Below are 20,126 nucleotides of genomic sequence, written 5' to 3'. Positions count from 1 at the left end.
CCTTACACATTAAAAACAGCTTCTATATGTTGTAAAGCAAATAACATACTCTCTTACATAAACCACACCGCCTGTTCAGAGGTTGATATAGAAAGTGCACCGCTTGCCAGCGCTGACACAACATCTTCTTTATCGGAAATCAACCCGCCGGCAATTACCGGCACTTTGCTGATTCTGCAGATCTTCCTGATCACTTTAGGCATAACTCCTGGTAAAATCTCAATTACATCGGGCTGTACTGCACAGCAGCTATTCTGTTTTTCAATATTCACCAGAGCCATGGAGTCAATTACAAAATAACGCAGTACCGTATATAATCCAACCTCTTTGGCGCGTTGAATCAGGGATTGTTTCGTGGTGATAATCCCGTCTGCCTTTGTATGAGCCTTAATAAAGTCAACTGCAGCCTCCTTTCCGCTTAAGCCTATCAGCAGATCCATATGAACCATGATGATATTGTCTTCTCTTTTGGCCTCATTCACAATCTGATCAATGTTACAGACATCACCAAACAATATAAAAATCACTTTCACATCTGATTCGTTACATCTCCTAAGACCAGCCATGTCTTTCACCGCAGCAATAATGGGATTATTCTCAATCACTGTCCATAATTTATTGTCCACACTCAGCACCCCTTTATTTTCTATTGACTTGTCTCCATAAATATGAACTTATTTTTTCTTTCAAAAAAAGAGCGCATAGCAACTAATCAGCATTTCTGCTGCCGTTTCTGCACTCTTTTCTCAAGGATTTTACTAAACATAATATATCACACTTTTGTGCATTATGCAATATGTTTTTATCTTATTTTTTATTTTTATTGTGTTTTTGCATTGTTTTTTATTTAACAAAGCGTTTTTTACATGCATTTTTCACATATTTTCAATATTATATGCAACATCATACGTGCTTATTTGCTATTTCTACTGTTTTCCACCTGTTTGTACATTATTTTATTCCAAGGAGCTATACATGAAATTTTGGAATCATATCAAAAAGCAGCTGAATGTGACTAAAAATGCACTCGTTCCGTTATTTATTTCACATTCTCCCCCTCTTCTTCCAATGACAAGTATCCCACTATCAATTTAATTGCTGTAATGGTTTATATGCAATTCCATCCATTTGGCATAAGCAGGTCTTACCAACAAATTCCGTTGTTGTTGTCATCCTTGCAGGTGCTCCATTCTTAAAGTATTCTTTAAAAACATCAGCTGCCACTCTAAAATCCGAAATATCTCTGAGGTAAAGATTTATCTGTACCATATCATCAAGAGCTGCATCAACAGAAGCAAGCGTTTTCTTCATACTTTCAAACGTATGTCTCATTTGGTGAATAATATCCTCTTTTTCCTGTCCTCCTCCGTGGTGGGCCAGGAAAATGTAATCTCCAGCAACAACACATGACGAACAAGTTTCATCCCCACAATGAGTTGGCATTCTTCTAATCATTCATAATCCCCCTCTGCAATACAGAACTCATGTTCTTTTTATAATATCACGCCAACTATCAATATTCAATTATTATTTCTGAGCTTTGAGTATATAAGATAGGGGATATCCTTTTTCATTATATACATCAGATAAGCCCACATCATAATTAAATTCATTTATTTTCATCAATCTCATAGGCGCTTGAATAATTGAATTAATGACATCAGATATTGTATGTGAAAAGCTCGTAAAAGTCTTTGAGTTATATTGATTAGACATATACCCCATACCATCATTTTCAATCCACGGTTCCTTCCGGAAGTACGAATACGCCAGCTTATTCATATGTTGTTCATCATAATCAGGTTCTCCCGGCATAGGCAGCATATTCATAAATGGGTGAAAATCATGGATCAGAAGAATTCCTCCTGGTTTTAAACAATCTGACACTTTACTAAATAATGAATTCAAATCTTCAAACCAGGTAATCGCACCAACGGTGAACATGATAAAATCAAAGGAATTATTGTATACTTCAGGAATATCTAAAATATTACATGTAACAAATTTGCAATTACCAATACCTGCCATCTCAGCAGTTACTTCTGCCTGTTTAATAATATTATCGGCAATATCAAAGCCTACACCTGATTTGGCTCCTAATTGCATGAGAGATAAAATTTCCCTGCCATTATTACAGCAAAATTGCGCCACTTGTTTGCCTTCAAAATCAATATTATTTAATTCTAGTGCCAAGTCCGGGCAAAAAAAAGGAAGTTTTTCATTAAGGAGGAGCTTATAATTATCTTCTCCCCAGTTTGCTTGTCTGTGATCAAATGCTTCTTCCCAAGCCTCTTTATTTTTTAATATATAGTTCATAAGATATCTCCATTATTTTCAATTATTTTAAATTTTGTTCTACCCATTTCGATGAATAATCATCTGCATCGTCACAATATCTATAGCTGACTGCCACTGATATATTAGTGGCCAAATAACGAAACAATTCCATCGTGTTTTTTAATGCAGTTATCATATCCTCCTTGTTATAATGTGCAAAAGATTTTGCTAATTGATCTCTTATCTCTTGTTCCGCCCAGGTATCTACAAATCTTCCAGAATACCATGTATTGTATAACTATCCAGGCAAAACTTTGCTTCCCAAAGTTCTCCTCTCAATAACTTCTTAGATGTCCATATAGCATGATACCAAAAATCATTGACTATATTAACATAGTCAGCTTCCTGCGGAAAACAATACGACTCTTTTGTTTGCTGAAGACTAAAAATATCAGCTAGCATTTCCTTTTTATCTAGTAATACACGATAATCATTCAATAGTATTTCGGGCTTTTTACCACTTTTAAAAGCCGCCCTGGCATCATTTTCCGATATAATAACAAAATCCACATCCAATGCACCCTCAAACAGCACTCTTTTTTCATCAGCACCATCAGCTGTTTTTTCTAAAAACAAGATATGATACTTACTGATTTTATCAAGCCAATCGTTAGATTGAACAAAGTAATTCGTATCTTCTGTTATAACGATTAAGTCCAAATCAGAATATTCATCAGAAGATTTCTCTTTACGTGCTTGTGACCCCACTAAAATAATTGCAGCTATTCTATCATCACTATTTCCAAACGCTACAATATTGTTGATTAATTTCGTGTATTTACTCATCTTATTTCCCCTCCAGCATTAATACCCCAATTCCTGATCCACAAAAATAATTTCACACTTCATTCCTAATGGAGCACGTTCAATTACCGAAATAATACGACAAATCCGGTCAGGACTGTTACAATCATAACATTTATCTCCCTTAACCGCACATGGCGTTTTTGCTCCCACCCGTCTGTCATTCAAGGGGGCAGCTACATTCTGCACAATTTGCAAGTTTTCGTACTGCCATGCCTGGAATCAATCTGTTATATACTTAAAAAAATGAGATTTTAAAATTTATAGTTTGCTCGATATTCTATCAGCTCAATACTGATAGTTAATAATCCTCCGACATTTTTAATTTATAGTTTATCATAATCTACGAGACATTAAATACAGGGATTGATATTGCCCATCACGACAGCGAAATGCCATTTCATTCGTACCAAATATTTTAAATCCATATTTTTTGTATAAAGAAATTGCACGTTGATTATCTGTTACAACTTCTAATTCAACCTGTTCATAGCCAGCCTTACCAGCTATTTCGAGAATTGCAGACATCATGCACGATCCTATTCCCCACCCCCAGTATTTCTTTTCAATGGAGATCCCAAATTCTGCCCTATGCCTACACTTATCAAGTTTGGAAACCGGGCTTAATCCCGCATTAGCAACAATTTTTCCGTCTATAACCGCAGAAATCAAAAGTTCATCTGGGCTAGCTTCTATATTACTAAGATGTGTCCTTTCCTCCTCATCAGTCATTAAAATTTCATCAAAGTAACTTAACATATACTCAGTTTCAACAGACGTTAAAATAATATGCTGCAGAACTTCCTTTGAATCTTCACAATTCTGATTCCGGATGATGCATGCTTTTCCATTTTTCAGTTTTACCTGTTTATAGTACTTCATTTTTTTACCTTTCCAAACATTATTTGTCTATATAACAATAGGCTACTAAATATCCGGCTAACTATCAATATTAAGTTTCCAATGTTCTTAGCCAATTATCTGACTTAAACATATGCTCTATGCTCCGGCAATGTCTCGGATATAAATTCAGTTTAATTACTCCTTTAAATTTCAGTTTTATGAATTAACTTTCTCCATTTTGAATATAAAAAAACTACCAGCTTAATACTGATAGTTAGTGATTTTCTTTACTTATTTAATTTTATTGGCTTTTGCATCATGTTCGTAACGCAAATAGCTATAGATTTTTACGCATAATATAATCCGTTTGTTCATCATCTCCCATAAAAAAAGAATGCGTTCCAATTTGATAAAATCCATTCTTTTTATAAAAAAGTATGGCCTTTTTATTTTCTTCCCAGACACCAAGCCAAACATATAGTTTCTTACGCATATTTGCCAACTCGATTGCTCTATCCATTAATTCGCTGCCTAAGCCTTTACCTTGAAATTCTTTTGCTATGTATATTCTTTCAATTTCCAATGACTGCCCATCGTTAATATCTGTTTGAGCAGGAGCCTCATTTAGCTTTAAATATCCGGACAATTCCCCATCTGAATACAGAAAGTAAAACATTGAATTAGCATTTAATAATTCCACACGTAGTCTTTCTATATCAAATGACTTATCCAGATAAGCTTTCATATTGGAAGGAGTATTCGTTTCTTCAAAGGTTTCATTATATGTCTTGTATGAAAACTCTCGAAGCGTACAAATATCTTCTTGTGTGCATTGTCTAAAGAATAATTTCATTTTTATGTCTCCCCTAAGTTTTTATAAATAATTATAATTAATAGAATACTCTTTATTTCGCTAACTATCAATATTAAATTTACAATGTGTGATAATATGTTAAATACTAATTCTTTTACCAACAATATTCTTTTAAATACTATCTTCAAATAAACGTTTGGAGAATTTAAAATGTAAGTTGTGCATACCTTCTCTCATATAAAAGCGATGTGTGTTTTTGCGTATCTGGTTGCAGGCCACTTCAATATGTGAACATCCATTATCTTTTGCAATCTCGCAGCTTTGGGAAAACAATTCTTTTCCAATTCCTTTGCTTCTGCAGGTATTGGAAACTGCAAATTCGAGGATTTCTGCAATATGCTCAGCATGATGTAATTGTGATTCAAATCGTATATTTAAAACGCCAATCACTATGTCATCTTGCTCGCAGACCAAACAATAATAGTTGCAATCACTTAACTGTTTCCGATAAATCGTACAAAATCTTTCATAGGGAAGTTCCCTGTTTTCCAATTCGCAAATTAAAGAATAGATTGCTTTACAATCGTCTAAATCACTTTTTCTGTACTTCAACCGGATATCCCCCTCATTTTTTGTTTATCTAGTATGTGAAATAATATCTATTTAACCTTTCTTCTAAAGTTCCAGAATGTAACTCAAATAAATGATTATCGTAATTATAAAAATAAATCGATGATCCTTCACCATCAACTCTGGGACGTGCTTTTTTTATCTCAAGATTTAAATGGTTTATTTTTTCTAAATAATCATCATAATCTTTTTCATTAATTTTGAAAGCAAAGTGTTATATGTTCTATTTAAAACCTCTTTCTCGTTTTTCATTATAGCGATCCATAAATTGCCAACCATAAAAAACTTCTCATCCGCTATAGAAAAATTATTCCCATCACTAGAATACACTTCTTTCGCATTAAATAGGTATTCCAACATATACTTTGTTTTCAATAAATCCTTAACAATAAACGTCACATGACTTAATCCTTCGATCATAACTACCTCTATAAATTTGCTTTTATATTTATCATACAGGAAATTCCATTAACTATCAATATTACGTTTTTATTTTCAATATATGTTACTTCTCTAAAATTCCCTTCATAATTCATCATGTTCTTTTTAAGCATATAAAACTAACAGTTTTTAATTATTTCATAACATTTTTGCGAATACTCTAAAAAAACATTAGTATCCTTAAGTAAACCAGTTTTAAGCTCTTCACTTGTATTGATTGCCAGATTAAATTGTTCTTGAGTAATGTCTTTTTGAATTAGGGCTTCCTCAAGTTCATCCATATCATCTACTATAATTCTTCCATCGGGATAAACAATCAAATCTAAATACAGATCTTTAAAATAAGGTACACCATCTTTGTCGATTCCTTGTTCTGCTATCATATCTATGTACCAAACCAATATATCATTTCTTTCATTCATCATAGCAGTGATGCAATAAAAATCATCTTGCGGCAGAATAGATAACCATTTCATCCCTTTATCACAAACCGTAATTTCTACACCATTGAATTTCCATATCTGTTTTTCGCTTACCTCTTTTATCTCTATAAGTCCGATGAATCCCTTAATAAATTCGGTATCCACTTTTTTCCCATACATTTCTTTTGAAACTATACATTTCCATTCATCATATGACAATCTGCTTTTTTTCAAAATATAGCTCCTCCTGGTTATTATTTATTAGGCTATATAACTCTTCCCATCAATTTCTATCTATCTCATTTTAAATACCTTTGACCAAATATGACGAGTTGGCCAGAATTCATATAAATGGATATTTTGAATAGAGCCTTGAAAAGATTTAAAACTTTCCGCCAGAAACGGTAACGCAGAATAAATAGTTTCTGGCTCATCTATCAACATAGTTGTATGTGGAGTCCAATTAAAGCTATTGCCAAAATTCTCCAATATGATTAAAAGTGATTTCAAATGGTTTGATCTCCCGTGAAACTTGCGTTACCAAACTAATAAGTTCATTTTCTTCTACGACTGGAAAGGTTCCTAATGTTATATGCTGGGGCAAATCTTTAGTATGTGTACCAATAAAACCTTCTTCATATAGCCTGTTCTGTAAGGCAGCAAGATGTTGTTCGGTTTTGTCATCATATCCAGCCATCACGCATAGAAATTTCTTTTCCATTTTTTCACCTCTCACAATATAAATTATCTTCATGAGTAGAATATCACCATGCTTACTGACTAGCAATATTAAGTTCTCAATGTACAATATTTGTTTCACAGTCTTTTCACAGATCTAACAAACTCCCGTCACAATTCCCAGGTATATTAATACTTGTAAAGAGGCAAACAACCTTTTAATATAAATACTTTTTTTCATACTTCAGCCGGTAGGATTTCCCCGATCTTACCGGCTCCTCCCTTTTTCAGTCAAATAAAAAAGAAGTCAAAAGACTTCTTTTTAGTGATTCAGTATTTTCTTACTTCATATGGGCCGTATTCTCTAATGTCTACAAATCCATTTTGATACAAGCATTCACATATCTCATTGCAAGTTTTCATTGATAGATTTTTTATGTATAGATTTATGCCATTATTAGCGCCACTTACTGTTCTCATAAGCAATCCTTCTATCGGCTTAATAGTAGATCCCTTGCCAACACCTATAATATTATTTGAATACCAAACATGGATTACCTCAAATACCTCCAAACTTGTATCTTCTTTAACACATAACACTCTCATGCTCATACGCAAGCCTCCTTAAAATATATAATTATATTCTTTATTGTATCATTATTACAATCAACCGCATACCTACAAATAGCAATTTTCTATAATGACATTTCCTTCCCCTATGCAGTAAAATCAACTATCCAATCTACACCGCCCTTACGGTGGCAAGTTTTATATCCTGTGCCTTTTCAATATGTGCACAGCTTTTTAGCACAAGTTATTTAGTAAAAGTAAAAGATTGGTCGACTCTTTTGGATACATCTCATGGAATAGCGATAATTTCTGTATGGCTGGTAGCCGTTACGTCTGTTATCAATATTGTAATATCTCTAATATATTTTAGTAATAAGAAATCCTGCAAATCCTAATTTACTTTAATGATAATTACACACATAGGTAGAGGGTATAAATATATTGTCACCAGGTTTGGACAATAAAAAACCAACTACCGAAAATTGATAGTTGGCAATAAATATTATATTTTATAATGCTCATTGCAAGTAATAATCATTCTGGAATTGCTTCCACCTTGAACACAACCGGTCTAATGCCATCGGCATTTCAAGCCCCGCCTTCGTAAATAAATTCGTCACCAACCTCCATAAGGGAGCAGGCCCCAACATCTTTACCTTCGGTCAAGTAACTATCAGCAAATTCCGGATAGAATTCTTTTCGTATAACGACTATTTTAACCCTTTTCATCATATTTCCTCCGCAGATATCTTCTAAGTATTTGTTATAATGTTATTACATCTCACTCCGACTATCAATATTCAATTATCAAAGAACAGTTTTTCTTCAAGTTTCAGTTTTCTTGAATATAAAAAAACTACTAACCTAATATTTCACAGTTAGTAGTCCATGATATAATTTTTATTAAACTAAACATCTATCTTTCACTTGCCAACAAAGAATAGTAACAGGCATCACAAATACCTTGATTATTCCAATCAGCCTTTCTTAACGTCCCCTCATACTTCATACCACACTTTCTCATAACGGCACCCGAATTTGCATTTTTAGGATCATGTCTTGATTCAACACGCTGTATTCCAACCTTGTCAAACAGAAAATCCATTACACATTGCAATGCTTCAGAGGTAATTCCTTTATGCCACCATTGTTGTCCAATACAGTATCCTATATGAGCCAGTTTTACATCATCATCATGATGGGTTACGCCAATACACCCAATTGGATGAGATCCATTTTCTTTTAAAGCAATTGCCCACTGATAGTAATCTTTTTTATTATAATATGCCGTCCATTCCTCTAGGATTGTTTGACTTACAGAAACTTTGTTATGTGCCGGCCACATTAAATACTTTGTCACATCTTCACTCGATGCCCAGTTATTATACATAGCTTCTGCATCTTCTAGTGTGAATCTACGCAATAATAATCTTGAAGTTTCTATATTTTTCGTTCCTAAATGCTCCATAAATGCTCCTCCACACATTCTATTTTATTAAAACATAATTAATCATTTTGAAGATATATCTCATCTACAATAACTATGATTGATTTTCGTGTGATATTAAAAGAACCCCTGTAAATCCAAGACTTTCTCGCATTTACAAGAGTTCTAAAAGAGTGGAGCAGACGGGATTTGAACCCGTGTCCAAAAACCAATTCCCTGTTCTTCTACTATCATAGTCAGTTTATTGACATTCCCTCCACAGCCCGGGAACTAACACCCTGACTGCTTCAGTAGCTTCATAATACGTCCGTATACTCAAAGCTTTGCATACGTCGTTTCTCACATAGTCGATGCCGGGATCTTAAAGTGTGAGTGCTCTAAGGCCGACAAGCTGCATTAAGCAGCTAAAGCTAATTTATTGTTGTTAGCGTTTATATTTAGGTTTGCCATTTAACGCATCGCATGCGGATAGCTTCACCAGCTGCATAGCCCCTGTCGAAACCAGTACTGCCCCTGACTGGTACTCTAAAAGAGAGCATCATCATAGTATCACGAATAAAATCAAATGTCAAGATCCACTGCTTTCCACCTACAGATCATCGATCAATGCACTGCTTTTAGCATAAGCCGTGCTCCTTGCTTCAAAAAAATCAGTTTTTATTAAATTTGCGTTGCTGTACTGGCTGACCCAGGACATACTCTCCGGTTCTCTCTCATGACCTTCGTAAATCCGCTCCCAGCCAAGACTTTCACACCGGAAATTACCCAGATATTTGATATAATCCGTAATCATTTCCTTCGTCAAACCAGGAACCTCATCTCCAATTGCATAGATTCCCCATGCAATTTCCTGTTCACAGCCTTCTTTGATCATGCTCCGGTATTCTTCTACGTATTCCGGAGTAAACAGCTGCGGCTCTTCCTTTTTCAGTTCCAGAATAATGTTGCGGAACAACCATAAGTGGGTATTCTCATCCCGGTTGATATAGCGGATCTCCTGGGATGAGCCTGTCATTTTGTGGTTCCGGCCGAGATTATAGAAAAACATGAATCCGCTGTAAAAATAGATTCCTTCTAAAATAAAGTTGGCAACTACCGCCTTCATAAATGCCCGACTGCTTTTGTCTTTCTGAAATTCGTTATACAAATCTCCGATAAACGTGTTGCGGGCAAGTAAATGAGGATCATTCTTCCATTGGTACAGTACTTCGTTTCTCGTCTGAGGCTCGCAGATCGTATCCAGCATATAGCTGTAGCTCTGGCTGTGGACAGCTTCCTGAAAGGTCTGAATTGACAGACAGAGATTAATCTCGTTGGCAGTCACGTATTCACTGATAGCCGGAAGATTGGCAGTCTGAATGCTGTCAAGGAATACCAGAAACGACAAAATCTTATCATACGCTCTCCGCTCGCCCTGACTTAAAAGAGGATAATCCTTGCTGTCTCTTAAAAGATTAATCTCCTCCGGAATCCAGAAGTTGTTCATGGCCTGTCGGTACCAGTCACTTACCCAGGTATATTTCATATTGTTAAAATCATTTAAATTAGTTGTATTGCCGTTGATCATCCGCCGCTCTCTTACTTCCACAGATCCTTCCGGATTAAAAAGAGGACGTTTCTTTAACTGTTCCATGGGCTGAGTTTCACTCTCTTTCTTCATTAACTGATATTCTACACTTTCTAGCTGGAACATGCATCACATTCATCCACCTCCAGGCTTTTGGATCGGATGTAATAAATGGTTTTTACTCCCGATTCCCATGCCAGAATATAAAGTCCAAGCACCTGCCGAAGCGTATAGTCATTGGTAATATACAGGTTCATGCTCTGGGCCTGGTCCACATGGCGCTGTCTGACCCCCGCTGCCTTTACAGACCACTTCTGGTCAATGTAATGGGCATTTTTATATAGCCAGAATGTATCTGGTGAAAGTCCTGGTGCGACTCTGGGAACTAGTCCGTTCTTTTTTTCTTCCAGATAATACCGGTTCATAATGGGATCAAGTCCTGCCGTTGTTCCTGCGATCATGCTGGTGCTGCTGGTAGGTGCAACAGCGATCAGCCAGCCATTTCTCATCCCGTATTCCCTTACTTTTTGGCTTAAGGCTTTCCATTTCTGAGTTTTATAGCCGCGTTTCTTAAAATAATCCCCTGTCTGCCAGTCACTTCCTTCAAAGAAAGTATAAGTCCCTTTTTCCCTTGCAAGATCACAGCTGGCTTCAATCGCCGCATAGTTTATGATCTCAAACACCTTGTCTGCAAATGCCAGATGCTCGTCCGATTCCCAGGCAATCTTATTGTTTGCAAGCATGTGATGGTAACCGCTTACCCCCAGACCAATGGGGCGGTAACGTCCGTTGCTGATCTTTGCATAGGGAACCGGAAAATAGTTTAGATCAATGACATTGTCAAGAGCCCTTACTGCGCTTTTCACCAGCTGTGTGATCTCTTCTTTCCGGTTCACATCGATATTACCAAGGGATAAGCTGGCCAGGTTGCAGACAACGAAGTCACCGGGCTTTGTTACAGATACCACCACAGTCTCACCGTCCACAGTCGCCGTACTCTGCTCGATCTGTTCCACTGCGCTCATATTCTGGGCTATCTCCGTACAGAGGTTGCTGCAGTATATGATCCCTTTGTGACTGTTTGGATTGGCCTCATTGACCGCATCCCGGTTAAAAGTAAAGGGAGTCCCTGTTTCCACTGCACTCTTTAAAATAAGGCGGATCATATCCTTAATCGGAACCACCCTTTTATAGATTCTGCTGTCCTCTACACACTGGAAGTAACGTTCCTCCCATAAAGATCCCCAGCAGTCCTCAAGTGCCCAGCCTTTTACAGAAAGAATCTCATGGGGGCACATTAAGTACCAGTCACTTTCTATGTCATCCTTAGCCAGCCTCCAGAAAAGATCAGGATAGCATACGGCAGGAAAAACATCATGTGCTTTCATCCGGTCATCTCCATTGTTGGTCCTGAGCATTAAAAATTCCGGCAGATCTTTGTGCCATGCATCTAAATAGACTGCTACTGCTCCCTGACGCATTCCCAGCTGGTCTACTGCAACCGCTGTATCATTGGCCAGTTTGATCCACCTGATTATACCTCCGGCTGCGCCCTTAAAGCCACGTATGGAGCTTCCGGCTGCCCGGACCTTACCGAAATAAAGCCCCATGCCTCCGCCAAATTTACTGATCTTTGCAAAGCTGTCAATGCTTCGGTAAATTCCGTCCAGGCTGTCCGGCACTGTATCAATAAAACAGGATGAAAGCTGATGATACGGCTTCCTTGCATTAGACAGGGTCGGAGTTGCCATAGTCACCTTTAACGTGCTGAGCATATCGTAAAACCTTTTTACCCAGCCTGACCGGTCCTCTGTTTCCAGCATAGCCAGATGCATGGCAATTCCCAGAAACATCTCCTGCGGTGTTTCAATTGGAATATTCTCCCTGCTGCGGATCACGTAACGGTTCAATACCAGTTCCAGTCCGGAATAGGTAAACAGACGATCCCTGGCTTCATCAATATAGGATTCATACAGATCGATTTCTTCCCTGCTGTAATGCTCAAGAATATAACTTCCGTATAGCTGTTCTTTTGTTAAGAAAAGTACCTTATCATAAAAGCTTTTTATATCATTCCTGTTAAGTTCCTTCTTTCGAATGAGTTCAAACTGGACCAGATAAATTCTGGCACTGATATACTCCCAACCGGAGGCTTCCTGACTCGTCAGCTCCAATGCTGCCTGAATCAAAGCAGAAAGTTTCTCTTTGAGTGCCATATCCTCTTTATAAAACGTCATGAATTTCATAAAAAGTTTATCCAGGCTGTATGCGGATGCTTCCCACTCCTGTTCTATCTCATCAAATACCCTTCTTAACCCGGGGACCTCTTTAAAATATGCCAATATCTCATTTTTACCGTATAATTCATCCATACTGATTCCTGCCATTCTATCCTGTTATAATAATATCAATAACTGTTATTAAAAGCTATATTCAAGAATATACCACAAGATATTGTTAATTTCAACCATCCAAGTACAAAATATTCGGTTTTTATTAATCCTCTTTAATAAAAATCTGAAGTGGTTTTTAACTCCAGATTCCGGAATAACTCCTCCACTGCCGACATATAATCCATAATATTCTGGGATTTTTGTATCTTTTTTCCCTGCTTCTCACCATTTTCAAAGGATGAAATCAGATAGGCCCACAATTCTTTCATTTTAAACAGAACGTTGCGGTCACCGGAAATAGTTTCCTGGTACCCGGACAGAATCTGGTCGTGAAACTCTTTTAACGGTTCTTTTTTCAGGCGACCTTTCCCCTGTATTTCACCAGCCAGCATGGGATTGGCCACCAGCCCTCTTCCAAGCATGACCCGCTCCACTGATTGGAATGTCTGTTTCAGCCGTTCATAATCCTTAGGCGTGAAAATATCTCCGTTATAGCAGACCGGATTTTTGCTGACAGAGACTGCCAGTTTAAAGCTGTCCCAGTTTGGAGTATTACGGTAAAAATCTTTTTGAATTCTGGGATGAATGATCAGCTCTTCTAATGGGTACTGATTATAAATTTCCATCAGCCGGTAAAATTCGTCCGGACTGTCTTTTCCAATCCGGGTTTTAATGGATATCTTCATATCAAGTGAGAAGATCCGGTCCAAAAACTGGTCTAACTGGTCCGGCACAGCCAGAAAACCAGAACCTCTCTGTTTGGAAACCACCGTTCGGGAAGGACAGCCTAAATTTAAATTCACTTCCTGGTAACCATATTTTTTCAGCTCCTGGGCTGTCCATAAAAAGCCTTCCCATTGATTGGTCATAATCTGTGGAATCGTCCTTATTCCTTCGTTATGCTCCGGTAGAATATCATTTTTTTCTCTTGACGTAAATTTACGATTCTGGGTAGGAACAATAAACGGTGTATAATAGACATCCACATTGTCAAAAAATTTATGATGGGCATTCCTGTATATATATCCTGTGATTCCCTCCATAGGTGCAAAGTAAAATTTCATAAGCAGATCTCCTGTTCTTTTTTACAATCCCCATTTTATCACAGGAGCCGGAAAATTCATAGAACACCATTTACACAACATGACATTTAGTGCTATAATATTTGACAAATTGCCATTTCCCAGGAGGATTCATTATGATTCATTTAAAAAAGGTTTTAAAGCATTTTTCCGCTACCCTGTTGATAGCTGTTCTGTTTTCCGGTTCCATTTTCTCCACATCAAAAGCGGAGGAAGAAGCAGGACCCGCCTTTGCTCCTCCGGTTGTCAAAAGCACCGTACCAGAGGCAGGACCCGGAATGAATTTAAGGTCTGACTGTGTGGTTGTTCTAGATCCCGGACATGGTAAAACGGACGGCCATTACTCCGGCTGCCATTTTGAATACAATGGAGTTACCTATTACGAAGACATCATTACAATGAAAATAGCCAATTATACCAAAGAGTATCTTGAAAAAAACTCTAACTATACAGTTTATCTGACAAAAGACAGTTCAGAGGTCACTGTTCCACTGGATCAGCGTGCCTCTTTTGCCGCCTCCGTTCATGCAGACTTATTTGTCAGTCTCCACGTGGATTCCATTGCAGGAAACGGTACTACAAGGAATGCTTACGGTGCAAGTTCCATGTCTCCCCGAACCGGGCGTTTTAACGACGGCATTGCCCTTCAGTCCCAGGAAGCAGCAAATACGATCTTAAACCAGTTGACCTCTCTCGGACTTCATAACAGGGGACTCATTTTGCAGGATTCCAAAAACGGAACCTTATATCCCGATGGAAGTACCGCCGATTATTACGCGATACCGAGATATTCTCAGATGTATGGTATCAGAGGTTTTATTATTGAACATGGTTATATCAACTACATCAGCGACTTAACCCTCTTTCTCTCCACAGATGATCAGTTAAAGGCTCTTGGCGAAGCTGATGCAAAAGGAATCATCGAATATTTAAACAAAGCCGGAAAATCAACTTTTGTCCCTGCCAAACAGGGACCTGGGGCACCCGCCTCCAACTAAGCTCATAATCCCTGTCTTTATGCATAAAATGTATCATACATTATGGCCTAAACTGGCAGGGAGGAATAATTTGTTAAAAATTCTGGATAACAGTTATTATGATTTAATAATCAACACTGCTCTGGCGCCAACCTACGATTCCGGTGATAACATCACTTATTTAAACAGGCAAAACTCTCTGCTTCATATCCCTTCCGGCGAGGGAGATCCCTGCGACTTAGGAAAGTACTCCTACAGCAGCTTTCCTACCATTTACACCCTCGCATCAACCATAAGTCTTGAAAAATCGGGCATCTCTACAGTACAGGCGAATCCCTATCTGGCATTATTCGGGCAGGGGGTATTGGTGGCAGTCATTGACACAGGGATTGATTACCGGCATCCGGCATTTCTATATAACGACGGTACTTCCCGGATACTTACCATGTGGGATCAGACCGTACAGACAGGAACCATACCCAATGAATTTACATTTGGTTCTGAGTACAGCAGAGAACAGATTAATGAAGCTCTGAAATCACCAGACCCATTATCCGTTGTTCCTACAACAGATGAGAACGGACACGGAACTGCCATGGCCAGCATTCTGGCTGGTTCCCCCAATGAGCAGCAGGGATTTTCCGGTGTAGTTCCCCAAGCTGATCTGTTAATTGTCAAGCTGAAGGAAGCGAAGCAGATTTTAAAAAAGGTATCTTTCATTCCTGATAATGCACTCTGCTATCAGGAATCGGATCTGATACTGGGTGTCCGCTATGCCGTGACAGCTGCAGCCCGTTTTAATCGTCCTGTGGTGATCTGTATTGCACTTGGAAGCAGTCAGGGCGGACATGATGGAAGAGGTTCAACCAGCGCATATGTGGACCACCTGTCATTGCTTCCAGGCAATGGAATCTCCGTCGCTGCAGGCAATGAAGGAAATAATCAGCGTCATTACTATAATTCTACCACTGCTCCCCCCTATTATAATGATATTGAACTTAGAGTGGGAAGCAGCGACACTTTATTTGCAATGGAGATCTGGACTTATGCACCCGCCAGACTATCCATAGATATCTCCTCTCCCAACCGGGAATCCACCCAGCCGGTCTATCCCGGTTTAAACCAATGCAGAAAATTCAATTTTATCTTTAATCAAACCACCATTTACGTGAATAATATCATTTTTGAAGAAGAAACAGGAGAACAGTTAATTCTCCTTCGCTTTGCCAATCCCCTTCCCGGGATCTGGTATCTGCGGGCGCAGAGTTCCGAGAATGAATCTTTTTCCTTTCATTCCTGGCTACCCTCCGGTGATCTTTTGACAAACGATACCTTTTTCCTGGATTCAAGTCCGGATACCACGACTACATCGCCTGGAAATGCAAGACATGTGCTGACAGCGGCTGCCTATAACCAGCTCAATGACAGCATTCTTGCAGAGTCAGGAAGAGGATATACAAGAAGCGGTCAGGTAAAACCGGATATTGCCGCCCCAGGCTTTGAGCTTACCTGTGCGGTTCCTGGCGGCCTTTATGGAACTGCAACGGGAACAGGAGCTGCTGCTGCTCATGCAGCCGGAATTATTGCCATGGTTTTCGAATGGGCGATTGTAAAGAGAAATTACCCCAGAATCACCGGCAATGACGTCAACCGGCTTATGATAAGCGGTGCGGTCCGAAATCCGGCAAACACATATCCCAACAACATATGGGGGTATGGTCAGGTTGACATCAACCGTCTCTTTGAACGTTTTAGCAACATTTAAACAAAAAAAGCCTTCAAGCCGGGCGAAAATCGCCTGTGGCTTGAAGGCAGGTTGACAGCCAAAGATGGTGTCAGCTTTATTCTTCAACAAACATATCTTTTCCAACTCCGCATACTGGGCAAACCCAATCCTCCGGAATATCCTCAAATGCAGTACCTGGCGCAATACCAGAATCAGGATCTCCAACTTCTGGATCATATACATAACCGCATGGTTCACAAACATACTTTGCCATCGCTGTCACCTCCTTTTATTTCTCTGTCTTCTTTTATAGCATATAATATTGGTTTTATCAATACATTTATTTACAATTTGTCCTTTAACTTACAAATCCCCTGTGTCATGGTTCCCATCGGACAGTAAACACACCAGGATCTGGGTTTATATAACACCATGGTAATCAAGCCAAGTACAGTGGATGTAAGCATAACGCTATAGAATCCGAAAGCAAACTGAGCAACCCAGTCAGCTGCTATGGTTCCATGATAGGCAAAATGCCAGGGCAATTTAAAGGTCCATAAAAGCTTCACTGCCTTCCTTAAAGTTCCAGCCTCTGAAAAAACCAGATAAGTGGTTAACAACATATTGCCGAACATCGTCAGAAAAAAAGCGAGAAAGCCATATCGGAACGCAGAGCTTCTTAAAAATGACGGTATACTCTTTTTCCGGGATAACCCAAGCTTATTTCCCATGAGATTTAACAGCTGTCCTCTGCCGCAATAATGATTGCAATAGGTTTTATTTCCCCTGACAGCCGACATACCAAGCGGAATAAAGAAGCATACCAGTCCCAGCCAGGCAAAAAGAATATTAAAGAATCCAAGGATTAAATAGAGCAAAGATACCACCCAGAGGTATTCATACCAGTTTTTTTTCCTATTCATTGCCATTTTCTTCCCCCCTCTTAAGCAGTTCTATGTGAATAACAGATGCGGGACAGGCTTTTGCACACAAACCACAACCAACACAGCGGTCAAAGTCAACTTTTGCGGTGATTCCTTTGGGTACTGTAACAGCTCCTTTCGGGCATACATTTAAGCAGCTGCCACAGCCAACACAATGAGCTTCATCTATGACTGCAAACCTTTTGTTTTTTTGTAGTGTCATTTCTTCCTCCATATTTTTTCCTGATCTTAACAGATTTTTAACATTATTTCCGTGACCATGTCACTTTGCAATCCATTCCGGTCATAAAAGAGGAAAAAGATCTGCCTCTGCCGTAGTCTGTCCGGCAAAATGCAGATCTTTTATCTGTTATTTATGATATAAAGTCTTCTCTCATTGGTGTAAATATATCTACCAGAATTCCCTTTTCCCTGCATACACAGCCGTGCATCACTCCGTCCTGTTTCAACAGGGTATCTCCAGCTTTTACCGTTTTTGTTTCCTCACCAATCGTAAATTCAAACACACCGCTGGCCACATATGTAATCTGTGTATGAGGATGGTTGTGCATCTTTCCGATGGCTCCCTCTTCAAAATGATTCTCAACACACATCATGCCGTCACAGTATGCCAGTACCTTTCTGGCAACACCGTCTCCTGCTATCTCTCCTTCGATTTCCTGATTAAATACCCATCTTTGATTTTTTTCCGGTCTTTTCATGTTATGCCGCTCCTTTTCGTAGTTTTCTTAATTTTAAGTAATTTTCCCCATAATGTCAAGATGATCTGGCAGCCGTGTTCTACCTGCCAATTTCTATTTCCAGTCTTTCCATATATCAGGCTGATAACCGATTGTTGCCTGTTTTCCATTCCTTACAATGGGTGTTTTCAGTACTTCCTGGTTTTCTAAGATCTTATCATTCTTATCCTCAGAAGCAATGTATTTTATAAGAGCCAGAGCATTCTGATTCCTGCAATTCTCATCAAGCATGGCATCAGCACCTCCCACAGTCTGTCTGACACTGTTATACTCTCCCTTGCTCATTCCTTTTTCCTTCATATCAATCAACTGATACGGAACTTTCCGCTCTTTAAAATAACGTTCTGATTTTTTCGTATCAAAACACTTTTTGGTTCCGAATATCTGTATATTCATGATGTGCCCTCCTTTGCCAAATTAAAAATGGTACTGCTGTTTTTATGTTCCAAACAACAATACCATTTTAAAGATAATTTTACCAGACCTCTTCTGAAATTTCTTTTACCAGTTTGATTTTTTCCCACTGCTCTTCTTCCGTCAGTTTATTTCCCTCTTCGGTTGATGCGAAGCCGCATTGTGGGCTTAATGATAAGCGGTCCAGGGGGATATAACGGGAAGCCTTACGAATTCGTTCAATGATCCGTGATTTTTCTTCCAGATCCGGTGATTTGGTGGTAATCAGTCCAAGGACTACCTGTTTATCCCCATCTACATAATGAAGAGGTTCGAAATCTCCCGAGCGTTCATCATCAAATTCCAGATAGTATGCTGAAACATTTTCTTTTCCAAATAAATGTGGGGCAATGGGGGCATATCCGCCGGCTGAAGCCCAGGTGGAATGATAATTGCCTCTGCATACATGTGTATTGATTACCAGATCTTCCGGCAGATTCTCCATCGCCAGATTGTTCAGTCTCACATATTTTTCTGCCTCAGAAGTAACAGATTTTGATCCCTTCTGTCTGGCTTCCCAATAGTTTGTGTCACAGAACATTCCCCAGGTGCAGTCATCAAACTGGACATTTTGGCATCCTGCCTCATACAGATCAACGAGTACGGTGTGGTAAGCAGATGCAATATCCCGGATCAGTTCTTCTTCATCCGGATAGTAAGACCTTGTCTGTTCCAGATTATCCCCCCGCTCCAGCTCCGCCAGAAACTGGGCTGGTGCCGGTATGGTCTGTCTTGCAGTGACAAAGTCATCTTCAAATAACTTAACAAATTTAAAATGTTCTACAAAGGGGTGATTTTTCCCAGAAATTTTCCCACACAAGCCCGCGGACTCTCCTCTGGTAACTTCATCATGAAAAGCATACCCCCGTTCTACTTCCAGTTTTTTAACGCCTTGCAGCCCCCACATAAAATCCAGATGCCACCAGCTTCTGCGAAATTCTCCGTCTGTAATAACGGGAAGTCCTGCTTTTTTTTGTTTTTCGATCAGCTCTGTGATGGCCCTGTCCTCAGTCTTTCTTAATTCTTCATCTGTGACGGTTCCCTTTCTAAAGCCTTCTCTCGCCTCCTTTAAATAATCGGGACGCAGAAAACTTCCTACTATATCAAATTTAAATGGTGCTCTTTTTTTCAACTGTGCCATGATTTTATTCTCCTCTCTTTTTTCCTGTCTTATTTTTCTTTATTCTAACGGATAAATAGATATGTGTAAAATTCTATATTTTTATGACATGGTATAGTTTTAAACTATATCATTTTG

24 protein-coding genes, 1 other RNA gene and 1 pseudogene are annotated in these 20,126 nt (G+C 38.8%); 2 read left to right on the top strand and 24 right to left on the bottom strand.

The features are described 5' to 3' along the window. Positions 1-53: 53 nt before the first annotated feature. The 18 genes and pseudogenes from RZO55_RS04875 to RZO55_RS04790 form a co-directional block, all read right to left on the bottom strand. Entirely contained in the window at positions 54-626 is a 573-nt protein-coding gene (locus RZO55_RS04875; RefSeq protein ID WP_318063165.1) for a glycerol-3-phosphate responsive antiterminator, read from the bottom strand. 460 nt (positions 627-1,086) lie between these two features. Next, positions 1,087-1,455, bottom strand: coding sequence for a RidA family protein (locus RZO55_RS04870; protein WP_318063164.1), 369 nt, complete (start codon positions 1,453-1,455; stop codon positions 1,087-1,089). A gap of 72 nt (positions 1,456-1,527) precedes the next feature. Then, on the bottom strand, positions 1,528-2,316 hold the full coding sequence (locus tag RZO55_RS04865) for a class I SAM-dependent methyltransferase (protein ID WP_318063163.1): 789 nt from the start codon (positions 2,314-2,316) through the stop codon (positions 1,528-1,530). Between the two features lie 22 nt (positions 2,317-2,338). Next, a pseudogene (locus RZO55_RS04860) lies at positions 2,339-3,123 on the bottom strand (aminoglycoside 6-adenylyltransferase). A gap of 18 nt (positions 3,124-3,141) precedes the next feature. Continuing rightward, positions 3,142-3,330, bottom strand: coding sequence for a hypothetical protein (locus RZO55_RS04855; protein WP_318063161.1), 189 nt, complete (start codon positions 3,328-3,330; stop codon positions 3,142-3,144). Between the two features lie 147 nt (positions 3,331-3,477). Continuing rightward, positions 3,478-4,023 carry a GNAT family N-acetyltransferase gene (locus RZO55_RS04850; RefSeq protein WP_318063160.1) on the bottom strand — a complete coding sequence of 182 codons (546 nt, stop codon included), beginning with the start codon at positions 4,021-4,023 and terminating at the stop codon, positions 3,478-3,480. A 298-nt stretch (positions 4,024-4,321) separates the two neighbouring features. Further along, positions 4,322-4,837 carry a GNAT family N-acetyltransferase gene (locus RZO55_RS04845; protein ID WP_318063159.1) on the bottom strand — a complete coding sequence of 172 codons (516 nt, stop codon included), beginning with the start codon at positions 4,835-4,837 and terminating at the stop codon, positions 4,322-4,324. A 132-nt stretch (positions 4,838-4,969) separates the two neighbouring features. Then, positions 4,970-5,410 carry a GNAT family N-acetyltransferase gene (locus tag RZO55_RS04840; RefSeq protein WP_318063158.1) on the bottom strand — a complete coding sequence of 147 codons (441 nt, stop codon included), beginning with the start codon at positions 5,408-5,410 and terminating at the stop codon, positions 4,970-4,972. 186 nt (positions 5,411-5,596) lie between these two features. Next, positions 5,597-5,848 carry a VOC family protein gene (locus RZO55_RS04835; protein WP_318063157.1) on the bottom strand — a complete coding sequence of 84 codons (252 nt, stop codon included), beginning with the start codon at positions 5,846-5,848 and terminating at the stop codon, positions 5,597-5,599. 140 nt (positions 5,849-5,988) lie between these two features. Beyond that, on the bottom strand, positions 5,989-6,525 hold the full coding sequence (locus RZO55_RS04830; RefSeq protein WP_318063156.1) for a ribonuclease FAU-1 family protein: 537 nt from the start codon (positions 6,523-6,525) through the stop codon (positions 5,989-5,991). Positions 6,526-6,760: 235 nt separating this feature from the next. Beyond that, a complete protein-coding gene (locus RZO55_RS04825; protein WP_318063155.1) occupies positions 6,761-7,012 on the bottom strand; it encodes a hypothetical protein in 252 nt (83 codons plus the stop codon). A gap of 287 nt (positions 7,013-7,299) precedes the next feature. Further along, a complete protein-coding gene (locus RZO55_RS04820) occupies positions 7,300-7,581 on the bottom strand; it encodes a hypothetical protein (protein ID WP_318063154.1) in 282 nt (93 codons plus the stop codon). 546 nt (positions 7,582-8,127) lie between these two features. Continuing rightward, positions 8,128-8,271, bottom strand: a complete 144-nt coding sequence (locus RZO55_RS04815) for a hypothetical protein (protein WP_336624255.1) — start codon at positions 8,269-8,271, stop codon at positions 8,128-8,130. 184 nt (positions 8,272-8,455) lie between these two features. Further along, positions 8,456-9,007: a GNAT family N-acetyltransferase gene (locus RZO55_RS04810; protein ID WP_318063153.1), complete on the bottom strand. Its 552-nt coding sequence runs from the start codon at positions 9,005-9,007 to the stop codon at positions 8,456-8,458. A 150-nt stretch (positions 9,008-9,157) separates the two neighbouring features. Next, positions 9,158-9,500, bottom strand: a transfer-messenger RNA (tmRNA) gene (gene ssrA / locus RZO55_RS04805). 75 nt (positions 9,501-9,575) lie between these two features. Then, entirely contained in the window at positions 9,576-10,619 is a 1,044-nt protein-coding gene (locus RZO55_RS04800; RefSeq protein WP_318063231.1) for a ribonucleotide-diphosphate reductase subunit beta, read from the bottom strand. A gap of 47 nt (positions 10,620-10,666) precedes the next feature. After that, on the bottom strand, positions 10,667-12,925 hold the full coding sequence (locus RZO55_RS04795) for a ribonucleoside-diphosphate reductase subunit alpha (protein WP_318063152.1): 2,259 nt from the start codon (positions 12,923-12,925) through the stop codon (positions 10,667-10,669). 134 nt (positions 12,926-13,059) lie between these two features. After that, complete coding sequence (locus RZO55_RS04790) at positions 13,060-14,010, bottom strand: tRNA dihydrouridine synthase (protein ID WP_318063151.1); 951 nt, start codon at positions 14,008-14,010, stop codon at positions 13,060-13,062. Between the two features lie 134 nt (positions 14,011-14,144). Here RZO55_RS04790 and RZO55_RS04785 point away from each other — a divergent pair, with 134 nt between their 5' ends. Together RZO55_RS04785 and RZO55_RS04780 are read left to right on the top strand one after the other, a co-directional pair. Next, entirely contained in the window at positions 14,145-15,026 is an 882-nt protein-coding gene (locus tag RZO55_RS04785) for an N-acetylmuramoyl-L-alanine amidase family protein (protein WP_318063150.1), read from the top strand. Between the two features lie 70 nt (positions 15,027-15,096). Then, entirely contained in the window at positions 15,097-16,770 is a 1,674-nt protein-coding gene (locus RZO55_RS04780; protein ID WP_318063149.1) for a S8 family peptidase, read from the top strand. Between the two features lie 76 nt (positions 16,771-16,846). Here the strand turns inward: RZO55_RS04780 and rd are convergent, their stop codons facing one another. The 6 genes from rd to RZO55_RS04750 form a co-directional block, all read right to left on the bottom strand. Then, positions 16,847-17,005, bottom strand: coding sequence for a rubredoxin (gene rd / locus RZO55_RS04775; RefSeq protein WP_318063148.1), 159 nt, complete (start codon positions 17,003-17,005; stop codon positions 16,847-16,849). 70 nt (positions 17,006-17,075) lie between these two features. Continuing rightward, positions 17,076-17,654: a 4Fe-4S binding protein gene (locus tag RZO55_RS04770; RefSeq protein ID WP_318063230.1), complete on the bottom strand. Its 579-nt coding sequence runs from the start codon at positions 17,652-17,654 to the stop codon at positions 17,076-17,078. Next, positions 17,647-17,877: an ATP-binding protein gene (locus tag RZO55_RS04765; protein WP_318063147.1), complete on the bottom strand. Its 231-nt coding sequence runs from the start codon at positions 17,875-17,877 to the stop codon at positions 17,647-17,649. Before RZO55_RS04765 ends, RZO55_RS04770 begins: the two co-directional genes overlap by 8 nt. 151 nt (positions 17,878-18,028) lie before the next feature. Continuing rightward, positions 18,029-18,376: a cupin domain-containing protein gene (locus RZO55_RS04760; protein WP_318063146.1), complete on the bottom strand. Its 348-nt coding sequence runs from the start codon at positions 18,374-18,376 to the stop codon at positions 18,029-18,031. Positions 18,377-18,469: 93 nt separating this feature from the next. Continuing rightward, on the bottom strand, positions 18,470-18,811 hold the full coding sequence (locus RZO55_RS04755) for an arsenate reductase family protein (protein WP_318063145.1): 342 nt from the start codon (positions 18,809-18,811) through the stop codon (positions 18,470-18,472). Positions 18,812-18,890: 79 nt separating this feature from the next. Then, a complete protein-coding gene (locus tag RZO55_RS04750) occupies positions 18,891-20,009 on the bottom strand; it encodes a 5-methyltetrahydropteroyltriglutamate--homocysteine S-methyltransferase (protein ID WP_318063144.1) in 1,119 nt (372 codons plus the stop codon). Positions 20,010-20,126 lie beyond the last annotated feature (117 nt).

The sequence above is a fragment of the Clostridium boliviensis genome, assembly GCF_033342255.1.
Taxonomy (GTDB): Bacteria; Bacillota; Clostridia; order Lachnospirales; family Lachnospiraceae; genus Lacrimispora; species Lacrimispora boliviensis.
This window is presented reverse-complemented; position numbering and strand designations above follow the sequence as displayed.